Source organism: uncultured Mobiluncus sp., from assembly GCF_902488535.1.
GTDB lineage: Bacteria > Actinomycetota > Actinomycetes > Actinomycetales > Actinomycetaceae > Mobiluncus.
In genome coordinates, this window is the sequence record NZ_CABTWO010000011.1 from 1 (window position 1) to 15532 (window position 15532).

Here is a 15532-nt window from a genome sequence, read left to right on the forward strand (position 1 = left end):
CGCGCCACGATTCACCTGGGGATGATGCGCATCGGTAAACGCCCCGACGGCACCAGCGGAACCCTTTTGACGTGGTGTATTCCGCTTAGTTAATTTCGGGATTTTGCTGCCGGTTGCCTGCCGGGCTCACAGTTCCGGACGCGGAGAGTTCTTGCGCCACTCGGCGGAACGCTGGGATGCGACCCACGCCGCCACTTGGGTGCGCCGCTGCAGCCCCATTTTCGACAGCAGTGCCGTAATGTGGTTTTTCACGGTTTTTTCGGCCACGCCTAGGGCATCCCCAATTTCCCGGTTAGATAGGCCATCGCCGATTAATCCCAGGATTTTCTTTTCAGTAGGGGTCAAGTGTTCGGTAGGGTCGCTGCGGTTTGCGCTGGTGCGGGTCACGGTACGCTCATCGAGCAGGGTCCTCCCCGCCGCCACGGCCTTGATGACGTTCGTAATTTCCACCCCGGCGACGGTTTTCAACAGATAAGCCGCCGCCCCCACTTCCAGGGATTCCGCCAGCGCCTCATCATCGTCAAAGGAGGTCAGCACCACCATGCGGGCGTTTGGCGTCATTACTCGTAGCTGACGAATCAAATCGATGCCGGTGCCGTCGGGCAGCTGCAAGTCCACCAAAACCACGTTCGGGTTGGCCAACTCGGCCCTCGACAGGGCTTCGGCAACCGAACCGGCTTCGGCGACGACTCGCAAGTCCGCTGCTCTATCGACAAGCTCGGCGATTCCACGGCGAACAATCTCGTGGTCGTCAACAATCATGACACGAATCTCCGACTGCTCAGTCATCTTTGGTCCTTCCTAACGCTTTCGCTGGCAACGTGGGCAAAACACGCTGGAGCGGCCGTCAATAATCATCTTATCGAGCCGGGTCCCGCAGCAGCGGCAACTTAGACCGCCACGACCGTAAACCTGCAACTCTTTCGCGAATTCACCCGGGTTACCCCAAGAATTCACGTACAGGCGGTCAAATGAAGTACCGCCGAAATCTAAAGCGTGCTCCATCACCTCCGCCACGGCACTCAGTAATTTCCGTAGTTTCCTCTCACTGAGTGACCGGCCGGGGGCAGCGGGATGTATCCGGGCAGCAAACAAGCCCTCATCTGCATAAATATTGCCGATACCGGAGACAATGCTCTGATCTAATAGCTTGGTTTTTATCGCTCTGGCGCTACAGCTGGTTTTTTCCACGAATTTCGTCGTGTCGCGGCATGAGTCCAGCACATCGCGGGCAATATGTTCCACGCCCTGCGGCAGCAGCGGCTCCAGTGCCCCCATCCCTCCGGGCGCACCGTCCGCTGTGGGCCGCAGCGGTCTGAGTTCGACGTGTCCAAAGGTGCGTTGGTCGCAAAACACCAGGTCTTTCCCGTTGTCGAGGGTGAAACGAAGGCGCTCATGGGCGAAGGGACGAGCCTCCCCGAGGCTTTGTCGATCTGGCGGTGGCGGGGCTGAACCGGCACGGTGCAGAGCCGCATCTCCGGATTCGACGCGCAGCTGGCCCGACATGCCCAGGTGCATCACGAGGGCAAGCGAGCCTTCTGCACTTGTGACATCCCCCGCTAGGGGAAACCACAAAAACTTTCCGCGCCGGACTGCTGCGCTCAGACGCATTCCCTCCAGTCCCGCACGTAACGCGGCGATTCCCCCCTGCTGATTGCGCAAGGTACGCTCATGGGTCGGGTCGCTGATGCTCAGGACCCGCGCTCCCACCACGGTTTGTTCCAGATTCCGGCGAATCGTTTCCACTTCGGGAAGCTCAGGCATCAGCCACCTGATCCCCGAAACGGTCTTGTAGCGCCTCGAAAGCAGCCTCGGCAGCGCTGTGTTCGGCGGATTTCTTGGAAGTGCCTTGACCTTCACCCAGGACCTCACCATCCAACCGGATTTCTGCCCTGAACACGCGGGCATGATCCGGCCCACTGCCCTGCACCACATATTCCGGTTCGCCCAGCGAGTTGGCGGCCGCAAACTCGCTGAGATGGGTCTTCCAGTCCATGCCGACCGCCCGGCGCGGCGCGTTGCGCAAGTGTCGCCTCAGGTGACGCTCTATGGTGACCCGTGTCGATTCCAGGCCTGACGTGAGGTAGGACGCGCCGATGAGGGCCTCTAACGTGTCGGACAGAATGGAGTCCTTTTCCCGGCCGCCCTGACGGTCCTCGCCGATTCCCAGCAGGATGTAATCGCCCAGGTGCAGCCGTCTCGCGACTTCTGCCAGCGGGGTTTGGCTGACGGTGGCGGCGCGCATTGGGGCCAACTCACCCTCGGGAACATCGGGAAAGTTACGGAACAGGTACTCGGTGACCACGATTTGTAACACCGCGTCCCCCAGGAATTCCAGCCTTTCATTCGTGCCAGTCGAGCCGGTCTTCCCGTGTTCGTGGGCAAAAGACCGGTGCGTCATCGCGACCACCAAGAGTTCCTTATCGACCGGTTGTCCCCAGTCCGCAAGTAAACGTTCCAAGGTAGCTTTGGGCTGGCCCGGTTCGCCGGTGTCGTCTGTGTTTTGTGGGGATTGGTTCACGAGGCGTCGTCCCCTCCGGCTTCCTGGGCGCGCAGCTCATTGGCTAAATCCCCCAACGCGGCCCAACGCGGGTCCAAGACTTCGTGATGATGCTCGGGGGGCAAATCCGCAAACTTTTCCCCACAATCCGGGCACAATCCCTGGCAGTCGGGCCGGCACAGCGGCAAAGTCTCCATGCCCAGCACCAGGGCGTCTCGTAGCACCGGCTCGAGGTCGACCTCGTCCTCGGCGCTCACCTCGAGGATGTCCTCCCATTCTTCGTCCCCTTCCTGGCGGGCCGCTTCGCGCGCGCCGGGATAGAAAAACATCTGGGTTTCGTTGACTTCTACCGTCCCTGGAACCGGGTCTAAACAGCGCGAACATTGAGCATCAGTCGGTACCGTGCCCCGCAAGGTGACCAAAATCCCCTCGTGCAAGGACTGCAAACTGACCTCGAAACGGCCTTCGGACTCCCGCGGAGTTACGACCCCGTTTGTCCAGGTGTCAGGCAACGGCAACAGGTAATCGTGCAGTTCGAGTGTCTTTCCGGGATTACCCGGCAGGGAGGTTAAGCCGATGAGATAGTCAGATCCAGCCTCCCGGTTGTCTGACCGAGCAGATTTCTTTCCGGCACCATGCGCTTTGGCATTGCTAGTCATGTTTGGCCTCCGGGTTTTCCGACTCCGGCTGGGGCAAATCGTCGGGGTTAAACCGGGCACGTTCGCTCAAGACTCGCCGCCCTGCCGCAGACTGTTCCTTTAGCTTGTCCAAGGTTCCTTCCAGCTCTGTTAGCTTTTCCTCGCAATAGCGGTCGGCTCCCGCAGCCAGGTCGGTCGCCTGACGGGTCGCAGTTTCAATAATCATCTCGGCACGTTCCTTGGCCATGACGACGATGCGTTCTTGGTTGACCAGTTCGTCGGCTCGGGCGTGGGCGTCGGCTTGGATACGTTCAGAAGTGGAATTGGCTTGTGCCAAGGCTGTCTCAGCCTCCTCTTGGGCGCGGGCGATGACCGCATTGGCTCCGGCCACAATCTGGTTCGCGATGCGGATATCAGTCGGCATCGCCTCGCGCGCTGATTCCAGCAGGGAAAGAGCTTGGGCCTTATTGACCAGCACGGACGAGCTCATCGGCAGGGAGCGAGCCTGCGAGATTAACGCTTCCATCTGGGCTAATACATCCATCAGCTCCGAGCCTTTGTAATCCTGAGCGTTCAGCGCAGCCACCATTTGCTCTGAAGTTAGGGCTTCGGGTTCCACAAACTCCGCTTCGCCGGTGTCGCTCGGCTCTGTTGAGTCAGAATTCGAACCGGTGGTCTCAGAGTTGTCCTGCCCGACATCGGATTCATCTGAGCTGTCCTCAGCAGTGGTAGGCAAATCCGCCGATTCCATTATTTGGTCTTCCCTGTTTTCCTCGCTCATTTTTCTCCCTAGCTGTTGTACTTGTCGAAACGGGCTGCTATGACATTATTATCCCGGTTTGGGGGTCTGACTTGGTACGCCTCATACAGAGCCTGCGCGGTGTCGGCACAGACCATCGAATAGACATCGGCTCCGTAACTGGCAACTTCCTTAACCATAGAACTTGAGACGTGAATCAACGCCGGTTTGCAGCCCACAAACACAGTCGGCGGAGCCCCAATCTGGCGATTCATCTGACTCATCGGATTTTCGTAATCAAAGTCCTGGGAAGTGCGCAGCCCTTTCGCAATGACGTCAATATGATGTTCTTTACAGAAATCAGCTAACAATCCATCCACAATTTCCACGTTGACGCGGGTATCGAGTTTCGCTTCCCGGATAGTGGTCTGGGCCAGTTCGATACGTTTCGGTAGCGAAAGCAGCGGGGTTTTCTTTGAATTCTGGGCAATTCCAATCACCACGACGTCGGCAAAGGTCAAGCATTGGCGCACCATATCGAGGTGCCCATAGGTGAATGGGTCAAAAGTTCCGGGGCAAAGCGCTTGAGTCACGTATCCAGATTACCGGCAATTCGGCTAGGCTGTCGTATGTGACACGAATTGTTGCTGGCGAAAAAGGGGGCTTGCGCCTGAATGTGCCGAAGTCGGGGACCCGTCCCACTTCGGAGCGGGTGCGCGAAGCGATGTTCTCTCACCTGCTTTGTTCGGGGTTCCCACAAGGTGCCATGGTTTTGGATTTGTTCGCTGGCTCAGGAGCCCTCGGTTTGGAGGCGCTATCCCGCGGCGGGTCTAGCGCGGTGTTTGTAGATGCCGCCGGGTCGGCAGCAAAAGTGTTGCGTGCGAACATAGATGCCCTGCACTACTGGGACCGCGCCCGTGTCCTGGTGAAAGACGCCGCCAAGTTTGTTTCCGAACTAAAACACGCGGATTGCTTTGACCTGATTTTCTTAGACCCCCCCTACGCTTTGGCGCCTTATGTGCTATCAGAGATTCTGGCAGGTCTGACCGCACACCTCAGCCCGGAGGGCGTCATGGTTATAGAGACGTCGAAAAAGTTTCCCGCTCCTGAGATTCCTTCGGGGCTGCAAGCCTACGCCGCTAAGAGCTACGGCGATACCCTGGTCACTTATTTGCAACAGGCTCAGGACTGAGGTTGAGTTGGGCGGCATGCTGCGCGATGAAGGCACCAAGGGCTGGCAGAACCAGATAGATAGCTTCTTTCACAATCATTACCCCGGAATCGTTGATGGGTACCGCCACCGCCATGCCCAGCAAAATACCTAAAGCCACCACGCGCAGGGCAGGCAGGTCGGTGAGCTGATCCCAGGAGGACGCCCATCGCGGCCAGGACACCTGGCGACGTTTCACAATCACCAAAGCCGCCACTAGCGCCGCTACTACCAGCACCAAAAGTATGACGACCCCAAGGTTGTTCACAAAGGAACGCAGCACGTCACGGACTTTCCCGGCAATCAACTCCTGACTTTCGCTGCTGCCCAGATTGGACCAAAAGTTCCCGATATGACTGTCTGAACCGCGGGAGAACCAGCCGATAGTCCCCATCACCGCCAGTGTGAGCACTACCCAAGCACCGGCGTGCCACCAGCGCGGGCGCACTCCTGACGCCATTAGGGCGACAATGCCGAAAGCCAAGATAATTCCCGGAGGACCCCCAAAATCCGCACCCCAACGGGGCAAAGCATCGGCCAAGAGAACAGCGGCACCGAGCCCCGCGGTAATCCATGCGGCCCGGCGCTGGCCCCAGAAACGTTGCAAAACCGGCAGCAAAGCCAGCAAAGCCCCGGCAATGAGGATGATGTAGGTGCGGTTAGAGATACCGTAGTAACGCCGCGAACTGAGCACCAAGGAACCCATGAATCCGTTGCGTTGATGGGCTGAACCCAAGATGATGTCCAAGGCCAAAATGAAACATGAAATCCCCGCCAGGATGGCCACCGCGTGAGAGCTGCGCCATAGGGAAGCCACCAAAACCGCCGCGATTACCGCGGTCAAGGCTAGAGCGACCCTGATTGCTCCGACCTCCGAGTCAACCACAGGCAAATTCCACCACGGAATCCAGTTCAGAATCAGCGCCGCGGGTAGCATCGCAAAAGCGATGAGGCCCAGGAGTCGTACCACCCACCAACTGTTCGCCAAACGCCGAGAGCCTCGCGACGCGAAAGCCCAGATTAGCAGCGCCCCGATAGCCAGGTATGAAAACAGGTGAAAGACCTGATACCACGGCGAGTTGGCGCGCAGGGCGGAGGTAGCGTGACGTTGCTGCTCGGTGATCAGAGAACAGGCCTCGGCGACGCTAGCGACCGGGGTAACGCTTAGTTCCGGAAGGGTGATATTCGCCGGAGGGACGAGTTTCGGGTTCAGGTAGGTGCGCGCATTAAGAACTAAACCGCGCACGTCGGCAATGGTGGCTAAACCGGCGGCACGTGTCGTGGAAGTGTAGAGCACGCCCGTGATGCCAGCAATTTCATCCCCGGAAGCTGCGGCCGGTTTACCACCCGTCAGCGCTAACCCCGGAGTCTGGGCCGCCAACAGCTGCAGGGACCGAGCCCCTTCAAAATCACCCAACGAAGCGATAATCACCGGCCGAGGGTGCGCCGCCCCCTGATTAGCGCTCAAAATTGCGGACAGTTGCTGTAGGGACAGGGTCTTTGCCGTGTCGTAGGTGTTCTGGTTCAGCACGGCGGTGTCAACCGTATCCAAATCCACCACAACATCGCTGGGTGCAGCGGCGAGAAGGTCTTGCCACGCGGATTCGAGAACCATCCGGTTCTGCAGAGTCTTGCCCAACGGTGAGGCAGGCTGTTGCGCTTTGGCATCGAGGGCGGCTCTGGCGCCAGCCCCGGTTCGCTCGTTATAGAGGGAATCAAGTGCAGAAGGGTTAATCCGCGCCATTTCAGGGATAACCGGCAGCGGCTGCCAATGGGCGACCTGACCGCGCCGATTCGCCAACGGTATTCCCGCATTCCGTCCTACCGCCCACGCGTCTGGAGCGAAAATCCCGTGAGCGGGCCAGGTAATATTTTCGGTACGGCCCTTGAACTGAGCGTAGGTGACGGCTGCGGCTTTGGGCAAGGGCGCGGCGGCAGGACCAACCTGAAACGGAGTTTTCGCGGTCGTACCGTTACTCTTCACCAGCTTCATTCCCAAGCACGGTGCCCCCACAGTTTTAGCCAGTCGGCGCCCTTCTTCGTCAGCAACATCGCCACTGGCACGCAGCTGCATCCACCCTTCGGTGGGGCAGGTATAAATCCGAAACGACCGCGTACTCAGCGCCGAAAACGTAAACGGAACCAGCATTTCCCCCAGCTGATTGCCCTGTAAATCGAGGTCGCTGGGCTTCAGGCCGCTCATCCCCAAGAACAGCACGCCGGGAGCATCGGGGGAAGGCGCTGGGGTCTTCGCGTCCTGCGTCCACAGTCCGGTGGGAGCAAGCGGCTCGCGGGCAGCGACAGGTATCGCGCTGGCCTGAGGAAGTGCCACCAGCGTCACTGTCAGCATCGCGATAAATGCTCCTAGACGCCGCCACCATGAATACACAGGTGGAATTTTACCAAGTTTAAACACACCTACCGTACTCCCCTAGGACTTCGTGAGATTCTGGGCTCCTTCCCCCAGGTCAAACACCAGCCGAGCCAGCTCCGGATGTTCGCTGAGCTGGGGATCTTTCGCCACCACCGCGGCCGCTGCAGCTTTCGCGGCCGTGATGACTTCCACGTCGCTGACTAGGGAAAGCACCTTTAGCCGGGAGCGGCGGCCCGACTGGCTTTGCCCCAGCACATCGCCCTCTCGCCGGATACTCAAATCGGCCTCAGCCAGCGCGAATCCGTCCCGGCTCGCCGCAAAAGCCAGCAGACGCGCTAGAGCCGGAGACAACGTCCCGTCCCCAGCTTGTGCCATCAAATCCGCCAGGTTTTCCGACACAGGCGGGAAATCCAGGGGGGCTATGGCGAGGCAAACGCCGGGGCGGGAACCGCGCCCAATCCGCCCCCGCAGCTGGTGCAGCTGCGAAATTCCGTAACGGTCGGCATCTAAAATAATCATCATGGAGGCTTCGGGCACGTCCATGCCGACTTCCACAACCGTGGTGGACACCAGCAGCGGGGTGCGGCCCGCGGCAAAGTCCGCCACGGCCTGTTGCTTGGCTCCGGAATCCAGGTTGGAGTGTGCCACTCCGATAGGAATATCCCTAAATACGGGCAGAGCAGCCAGTTGCGCCGCGGTCTGGGTGACGGTGTGCAGGACACGGCCGGGCTCTAACTCTTCGAGTTCTCCAAACCCCGCTAAATCGTCGCCCCAGCTGGTTTGTGCCGCAGTTTTTCGCGTTTTCCGCCCGGGTTCCGGCGGATTTTGAGTATCAGTGGAGGCGGCGGGGTCCTGTTCGGAGTCATCCGGCGCTATCTTGGGGCAAAGCACATAAACTCGCCCTCCCCGTTCGATTTCTTCCGCGGCTCGGCTCCAGGCGCGCGTGACCCACCGCACATTTGCCTCGTTGACCAAGAACGTCTGAACCTCGGCACGTCCCGCGGGGAGCTGGCGCAGTACGGAAACATCCAGGTCCCCAAACACGGTCATGGCGACGGTTCGCGGTATCGGGGTAGCTGTCATCGTCAAGAAATGCGGGGCTCGCTCCCCCTTCGCCAGCAGAGCGCCGCGCTGTTCCACCCCAAAACGGTGCTGTTCGTCGACTACAACCAGAGCGAGGCGAGAAAATTGCAACGACTGGGTCAGTAGAGCCTGTGTCCCCACCACCAGCATCGGCTCACCGGCCGCACCCCGCTCGGCAATTTCTCGTTTCTCCGGGGCGGGCGTCGACCCGGTCAGTAAACGCAGCGGGACACAATCCGTGCCGGGCTGTGACCCCGATAGCTCACCCAGAGGATCCGCCAGCGACCCCAGCAGCCGATTCAGGGTCTGAAAATGCTGGTGCGCGAGGACTTCGGTGGGAGCCATGAAAGCCGCTTGAAAACCGTTTTGTACCGCGGCGACACACGCCAAAGCCGACACCACGGTCTTGCCCGACCCGACTTCCCCCTGCAACAGCCGATTCATCGGGACTTCGCGGGCAATGTCCCCGGCGATTTCGTCCCAAACTTGGCGCTGTCCGGCAGTGAGCTGGAAAGGCAGCCCCGCCACGACTCGTGAAACCAAATCGCCAGGCTCCCCGCGCTCCCCCGAATCCGACGGGGAAACGTCCCCCGAAACCGGCAAGGGCCAGGCCGGATGTGATTGGATCTGGTTGCGGGCTTTCGCTAGAGCTGCCCCCAGCGTGAATGCCTCACGAAACCGCAGATAATCCGCCGCAGCCTGGTATTGGGCATCGGTTTCCGGGTGGTGCAAGCCGAGCAAAGCTGTGTAGGCATCAGGTAGGTTCCTCTCGCGGCGCAGCGAGTCGGGTACGGCTTCGGGAATCTCCGCGGGATTTAGCATCAGCAGCTGAGAGTCAATGATTTTCCCGATTTTCCACGAGGGCAGACCCGCGGTGGCGTGATAGAGCGGCTGGGGCCGGGTCGAGAGCGTTTTCACAACTTCCGGGTCATAATCGGCCAGCACCCGGTATTCCGGATGCGCCAGGAAGGCCTCGTTGGCTCGGCTGCCCGGCTTGCCCGAAAGCCGCCCGGCAAAAACCGCTAAAGTCCCTTTTTCCAGGCGATTTGCGTGCATATTCAAGGCATTTGGATGCTTCGCAAAGAAACGCACGGTCAGGCAGTTGGCTCTCCGACCCCACAAGTCCGGACGGAAGCCCCCCTGGTCGGGGGCGCCCGTTTCCAGCTGGTCCTGCAGGGTTACCGTGAGCATGGCTTTGTCGTGGCGGCGGGTCCAGCCCAAGTGAGAATCCATCACCACTGCAAACACTGTGACGTCCGTGCCGGGGGTCAGCGAGTCAAACCGGGTTAGTTCCCCCCATCGATAGGTTCGTCGCGGCGGGTACCACAGCAGGTCACCCAAGGTCAGTACCCCCAGGTGAGCGAACTTGGAGACGACGGATTTCGCCTTCACTATCCGTTCCAGAGGGGTCTGCAAGTTCACCATGGTTTCACCTTATCAGGGAGCCTGTCGGTGAAAATTCGGAAGATTGGGGTAACTCGAATGTTACCGCAGACAAATCCACGCCTGACTTCAAAAGCGAACTCCGATACAGGTGGGGCCGGGTTGTCCTCCGTAGTAGGCGACCAGCTCTATATCGGCATAGTTCGACAAAGCAAGCTGCAGATTCATGCGGTCCGTGGTGACGTTTTCGGAACTGATGACCGCGTGGAGTTCTCGGTTTGGCCCCACGTCATTGGCAAGGTCGCGAATCTGCGTGTCCAGGTCGTGGTCAGACAGGGTTTCAACCCGGATACTGGCTTTCAACTCTCGGCAAGCGGTTTCCAAATCGCGCAGCTGCTCCGCACCTGAACCACGAAACCGTTTTCCCTGCAGAGATTGCACCAGCCACGCAGCGCTCAGTTCGTCTTCGGTATCCGCCACTATTACAGGAGCATCCGAAAATTCGGTATCACCCAAGGAATCGCGCATTGTCAGAGCCAGTTCACGCGATTTGGGGGTGGCGGGAATGATGAGAGCAGCACGGCCTTTCGGGACGGCACGCCAAGCCCAACAAATCTGTTCGGGATTTTCCGTAGCTAAGAGAACCGTGGCTCCCGCTCTGGCATAGGTCTCTACCAGTGCCGGCGCGGCACTGAGGACCAGCAAGCCCGGAGTCACCAGCGGAGCCTGGCGGGCAGCAAAGTCAGACAAAACCACCACGTTGTCAAAATCTGCAGTGAGTCTAGTTAGGGGGTCTTCGTCGCCTTCAAAAGGCTCGGGACGTAAGCCGAGATGATGAATCAGTACAGCTCCGTGCGGGTATGGCAGGGCTGCCAGAGGCGAGGGCGTGTGTACGTGAGCCACGAAACGTCCCACTCCGATCTCATCTAAAATCTTGCAAACCAGCACTTCGGAGCTGGCCGCTCGCAGGCTTTCCCACAGTTTTTCGGTGGGCATATCCAAGGCTTCAAAATGGAAAGTGGCGGCAAATTCACCGCCCGGCACCGTGTGCCGCAGACTTTCCGCAACGATACGCGACCGATCAGCCCAATCGCTCAACATGGCTTGCACCGTGGAAACATTTGTGAGGGCATCGCCTTCGGCTGCGGCGGCCAAATCTGCCAAGGCCGCGAAAATCAAACACGCCCCTGCCAAACCGGCATCCCCCACCCCGCCGTGAGCGTCAGCGGAATCAATGGTGGCTTCCTGCGCGCAAACCAAAGCCGTGTCCACGACTTGAGACAACGTCAACAGTTCCAGTTCCGAAAGCTGTTCGGAAACGGTAGAAATCAATCGAGACAACCCGAATTCACAGGTATCTGAGCCGTTGACTTCCTGAAACGCCCTATCCATGGCATCGATGGACATCAGTAAATCGGCCGGACGCACCACCGGCACATCCCCCCAAGCCTCGGCACAGGCGGCAAAACCGGAAGCGAGGAAAATTCCGACCGAACCATAGGGAAATTTCGCGATTTCCCGGCTCAGCGCCGCCATAAATTCGGCGGGACGTAGGGAAAGGGGCAGGGTCTGAGCCGCACGCGTAGCTGCCGCCCAAGAGTTCGCCAAATTGGCTCCAGTATTAAAATTCGGCACCGGAAAAGTATTGAGGTCGTCCAGCAAATCCCGCGCCTGATTCAGGACTTCCCCCGTGCGCACGCACCATTCTCGAAGGTCTTTAGTCTCCAGCTTTTGTCGCGCGGTATCCAAACTTGTTTCCTCCCTGCTTTCCTCCCAAGTTACCTGTCACCAACCGGTTTTCCCGGTTCCCATTCCGGTAGGGACGGTTTTGCGTCTGGCTACCAGAAATGTTGGTCCCACTGCCGCTACCCGAAGCGACAATGGGACCAACCGAACTTGGGAATTATCCTCACCACGGAATCAACTCTGGGGCAGACCCCGTTCATCGTCGCCCCAAACCTTGCCGGTGTAGTGGGGACTCATGAGGGACTCTACGCTGAGGACTTCGTCGACTTCCGCAGCGCTCATCAAGCCTTTTTCAATGACCAGCTCCTTGACGGATTTGCCCGTCTTGGCGGCTTCCTTACCGATCAAGTCACCGTTGTGGTGACCAATGATGTCATTGAGGTAGGTGACGATACCAATGGAGTTATGCACGTAAGCCTCGCAGACTTCGCGGTTGGCGGTGATACCGTCGATGCACTTGGTACGCAAAGTGTTAATAGCGTTGGTAAGCAGCTCAATGGATTCAAACATGCACTGAGCTGCGGCTGGTTCCATCACGTTCAGCTGCAGCTGACCAGCGGCGGCAGCGTGGGTGAGGGCGACATCGTTGCCCATGACCTTGAAACAAACCTGGTCAACGACCTCGGGAATGACCGGGTTGACTTTGGCGGGCATAATCGAGGAACCCGGCTGCATTTCGGGAAGATTAATTTCGTGCAAGCCGCAGCGCGGTCCCGAGGAAAGCAAACGCAGGTCGTCACAAATTTTCGACAGCTTGGATGCCAGCCGTTTCAGCACCGCGTGGACTGCCAGGTAGGCGCCATTATCCGAAGTGGCCTCCAACAGGTTCGTCGCCGGAACAATGTCGTAGCCGGTCACCTCAGCCAGCTTCTGGCACGCGACTTTCGGATAGCCCTCCGGTGTGTTCACGCCGGTGCCAATAGCGGTCGCTCCCAAGTTCATTTCCAGCAGCAAAGCCCCGGCGACACTCAGGCGCGTCAGTTCCTCGGCGATGTTGACCGAAAAACCGTTGAATTCCTGGCCCAACGTCATGGGGACAGCATCCTGCAGCTGGGTGCGGCCCATCTTAAGAATGTCTTTGAATTCTTCACCTTTGCGAGCAAAAGCGTCGGACAGCTCCTGCACCGCTCGTTCGACTTCTTGGAGCAGGGTGTACACCGCCACGCGAAAACCGGTGGGGTAGGCATCGTTTGTCGATTGGCTCTTGTTCACGTGGTCGTTGGGGTTGATGATGTCGTAGCGGCCTTTTTCGTAGCCCAACAGTTCCAAAGCCAGGTTCGCCACGACTTCGTTAGCGTTCATATTCACCGAGGTGCCCGCCCCGCCTTGGAACACGTCCACGGGGAACTGATCCATGGCTCGGCCCTTCTCTAGTACTTCGTCACAGCCCGCCACAATGGCACGAGCGATGTCGTGGGGAAGCACGTGCAGTTCTTCATTGGCCAGTGCCACCGCTTTCTTAACCTGTACCATGGCTCTGACAAATTCGGGAACGTCTTGGATTTTCTTGCCCGATATATGGAAATTCTCGATTGCCCGCAGGGTTTGCACCCCGTAGTAAGCATCCTCAGGAATTTCACGTTTCCCCAGCAGGTCCTCTTCGATACGCCCAGCCATCATCGCTCCTATCTGTTCCCCGGAAAAAGGATTTGTACACCGTTTTGCCAGAACAACGGCGTCCCGGCAGTCCTATTCTAATCTGCGGGTTCAGCGTCGTGTTTCCGAACGACCGACGTCTTAGGTACACGTGACGAAAGTGTTTTCAAAACAGGGGTTCGATTTGAGAATCGGTCCGGTTTGCCTTATCATAGTGAGGTTGCTCGTTGAGAGCTGCGGGTTCAAAGCCCGTGAACGACTTTGAAGAATTACAGGAAATCAGAGGTAAGAACATGGCTGCGGTATGCGATGTATGTGGAAAAGGTCCCGGTTTCGGGATGAGTGTGTCTCACTCTCACCGGCGTAACAAGCGTCGTTTCAACCCGAACATTCAGCGGGTTCGCGCCATCGTCGAAGGTACTCCCCGGCATTTGAACGTGTGCACCAAGTGCATCAAGTCCAATCGCGTGGTGCGCAACACGGGTCGCTAAACCCAATTCACTTCTTGAATGCCGCGTCAAGGTTTTCCTTGGCGCGGCATTCTTTTTCTCGCATCGTCAGTAAAAACCCGTTTCGGACCGTAGCCCTGAATGATAAATTCTTGTAAATAAATTATGTGTTCTCATACAGTTGTATTCACCTCCTAAAGTGCCTTAAAACTTGGTAAGTCAGCAGGTCAATAAGTATTTTGTGGCCATTTAAGACAATTAGACTCCCCCGCGTTGATTTTTCGCAAAAATCAGATTTTCACCTCGCTCAGACCGCGAATTTTCCGCATTATTTAGCGGTTTACTCGCTCCATCCCGAACATTTAACAGGGAAATTTCTCTGAATTTTTCCTGAGCGTTGCCTGATGATAATCTCTCCGTAAGCTGGGTGCGCGGCGGCAGGGCTTCTCTGACTCTGAACATTCAGTGGTGAATATAGCTACTAAGTATGGAGAAAACATGAAAGCAAAACACATTCTCGCCTCTGTGGCGGGCGCAGCATTATTGGGCGGTGCCTTCTTAGTTCCGGCTCAGGCCGACACTTTCCAGGACTTCACTCCGGAAACAGTTCAGAATAACGACAAGCTACCCGTGGTCAACACCTACCGGGCAAACAACTACCTCAAGGCGAACATTTTGAACGCCTACCCGGTGTGCAACGCCGGCGAGGATCTGCGTACCGTCATCTACAAAGTCTCGACCAACTTCGAGCCTAAAGGTACGATTTCCACCACCAACCGCACCAACGCTTCGGTACCGCTGACCCAGACTCTGTCAAAGACCGAGTCAATTAGCTTCACTTACCACAGTGACCTGAACGCAGGCGTCAGCGCCACCGCTTCGACAAACACACCCGCAGGTCAGGGCCCCAACGCTTCCATCACCGCTTCACTGGCCAAGACTATCGGCTACTCCATCTCGTACTCCCTGTCCTACACCGCTGGTCAACAGATTGGCCCTTACCAGGTTCCTGCCGGCAACACTGGTGAAGCCACCTACGGCTTCCGTACCATCACCATGACCGGCACTCAGCAGGCATGCAAGCCTAACGGGACTTGGGGCCATGCTTTCGCCTGGACCTCCAAAGCCCCGGTTAAGAACGAAGTTGTCGTCAAGATGTACGCCACGCCGGACGGCGCTCTGGGCGGCAACGGCGACACCAACGCTTCTCAGGACGCGGGATACCCCCAACCCACCGAAAAGTTCGTGGCCTCCACCGAGCTGAAGCCCGTTGATCCGGACGCCGTAAACGACGGCAAGCTCGACTTGGCTCCCTTCCTCACGGTTTCAACCGCTAAGGCTGCCGGTTACGCCGGTACTGTAGCTCTGCGTGTCAAGAACGTGGGTACCGAAAACTACTATGGCGAGTTCCCGACGGTGTCTTTCTTGGTGAAGGTTCACCAGGTTTCCGGCCCGCAGGGCGTTGATCGTCGCATCACCACCGGCCGGTTCAAGGGTTCTACCGTTGAGGATTTGGGCTTCGATCGCGCCTCCTCCACGCGCACCTTCCGCGTCACGATGTCTAACCTGATCAAGCCCCAGCAGGAGATGCTGCTCGCTAACTTCAACTTCGGCGACGGCTACATCGGCAGCGCGAATGGCAAGCACAAGCGCTTGCAGAACTGGATTGAGGTTTCTCAGCTGGGTCGCCTGGCGAAAGATGTTTCCATCAGCAATGACCGGTACCTGGATTCCCGCACCTTGGGTGTCACCCTGACTGATGGCCGCAAAGCCAAAGCAAATCTGGGCGTTTTTTAAGCCTGCCTGTATGTAAA

General features: G+C 58.1%; 13 protein-coding genes. 3 read left to right on the top strand and 10 right to left on the bottom strand.

Going from position 1 to position 15532, the window contains the following annotated elements:
- Positions 1 to 126: 126 nt before the first annotated feature.
- Genes RDL66_RS05075 through coaD form a run of 6 tightly spaced genes read right to left on the bottom strand, consistent with a single transcriptional unit; the run spans position 127 to position 4470 of the window.
- Positions 127 to 789, bottom strand: a complete 663-nt coding sequence (locus tag RDL66_RS05075; protein WP_308535662.1) for a response regulator transcription factor — start codon at positions 787 to 789, stop codon at positions 127 to 129.
- A 12-nt stretch (positions 790 to 801) separates the two neighbouring features.
- Complete coding sequence (gene mutM, locus RDL66_RS05080; protein ID WP_308535664.1) at positions 802 to 1764, bottom strand: bifunctional DNA-formamidopyrimidine glycosylase/DNA-(apurinic or apyrimidinic site) lyase; 963 nt, start codon at positions 1762 to 1764, stop codon at positions 802 to 804.
- Positions 1757 to 2521: a ribonuclease III gene (gene rnc, locus RDL66_RS05085; protein WP_308535665.1), complete on the bottom strand. Its 765-nt coding sequence runs from the start codon at positions 2519 to 2521 to the stop codon at positions 1757 to 1759. The genes mutM and rnc overlap by 8 nt, the downstream gene beginning before the upstream one ends.
- Positions 2518 to 3159: a YceD family protein gene (locus tag RDL66_RS05090; protein WP_308535667.1), complete on the bottom strand. Its 642-nt coding sequence runs from the start codon at positions 3157 to 3159 to the stop codon at positions 2518 to 2520. Before RDL66_RS05090 ends, rnc begins: the two co-directional genes overlap by 4 nt.
- Positions 3152 to 3919, bottom strand: coding sequence for a hypothetical protein (locus RDL66_RS05095; protein WP_308535668.1), 768 nt, complete (start codon positions 3917 to 3919; stop codon positions 3152 to 3154). The genes RDL66_RS05090 and RDL66_RS05095 overlap by 8 nt, the downstream gene beginning before the upstream one ends.
- An 8-nt stretch (positions 3920 to 3927) precedes the next feature.
- A complete protein-coding gene (gene coaD / locus RDL66_RS05100; protein WP_308535670.1) occupies positions 3928 to 4470 on the bottom strand; it encodes a pantetheine-phosphate adenylyltransferase in 543 nt (180 codons plus the stop codon).
- Between the two features lie 38 nt (positions 4471 to 4508).
- On the opposite strand from coaD, the gene rsmD reads away from it, so the two are divergent.
- Positions 4509 to 5069, top strand: a complete 561-nt coding sequence (gene rsmD, locus RDL66_RS05105; protein WP_308535672.1) for a 16S rRNA (guanine(966)-N(2))-methyltransferase RsmD — start codon at positions 4509 to 4511, stop codon at positions 5067 to 5069.
- On the opposite strand, the gene RDL66_RS05110 is transcribed toward rsmD, so the two are convergent.
- The 4 genes from RDL66_RS05110 to aspA all read right to left on the bottom strand — a co-directional run bounded on the left by RDL66_RS05110 (position 5041) and on the right by aspA (position 13293).
- Complete coding sequence (locus RDL66_RS05110; RefSeq protein WP_308535673.1) at positions 5041 to 7476, bottom strand: tellurium resistance protein TerC; 2436 nt, start codon at positions 7474 to 7476, stop codon at positions 5041 to 5043. The two genes, rsmD and RDL66_RS05110, sit on opposite strands and share 29 nt — an antisense overlap.
- A 42-nt stretch (positions 7477 to 7518) precedes the next feature.
- Entirely contained in the window at positions 7519 to 9969 is a 2451-nt protein-coding gene (locus RDL66_RS05115; protein ID WP_308535675.1) for an ATP-dependent DNA helicase RecG, read from the bottom strand.
- Between the two features lie 87 nt (positions 9970 to 10056).
- Positions 10057 to 11676 (bottom strand): hypothetical protein, encoded by a 1620-nt coding sequence (locus RDL66_RS05120; protein ID WP_308535676.1) that lies wholly within the window; start codon positions 11674 to 11676, stop codon positions 10057 to 10059.
- 171 nt (positions 11677 to 11847) lie between these two features.
- The gene (gene aspA, locus RDL66_RS05125) at positions 11848 to 13293 is read right to left on the bottom strand and encodes an aspartate ammonia-lyase (RefSeq protein ID WP_308535677.1); all 1446 of its coding nucleotides are present in this window, start codon (positions 13291 to 13293) and stop codon (positions 11848 to 11850) included.
- A gap of 269 nt (positions 13294 to 13562) precedes the next feature.
- On the opposite strand from aspA, the gene rpmB reads away from it, so the two are divergent.
- Both rpmB and RDL66_RS05135 read left to right on the top strand, forming a co-directional pair.
- Positions 13563 to 13760, top strand: a complete 198-nt coding sequence (gene rpmB, locus RDL66_RS05130) for a 50S ribosomal protein L28 (protein ID WP_036324183.1) — start codon at positions 13563 to 13565, stop codon at positions 13758 to 13760.
- Positions 13761 to 14216: 456 nt separating this feature from the next.
- Entirely contained in the window at positions 14217 to 15515 is a 1299-nt protein-coding gene (locus tag RDL66_RS05135; RefSeq protein WP_308535680.1) for a hypothetical protein, read from the top strand.
- Positions 15516 to 15532: the final 17 nt, after the last annotated feature.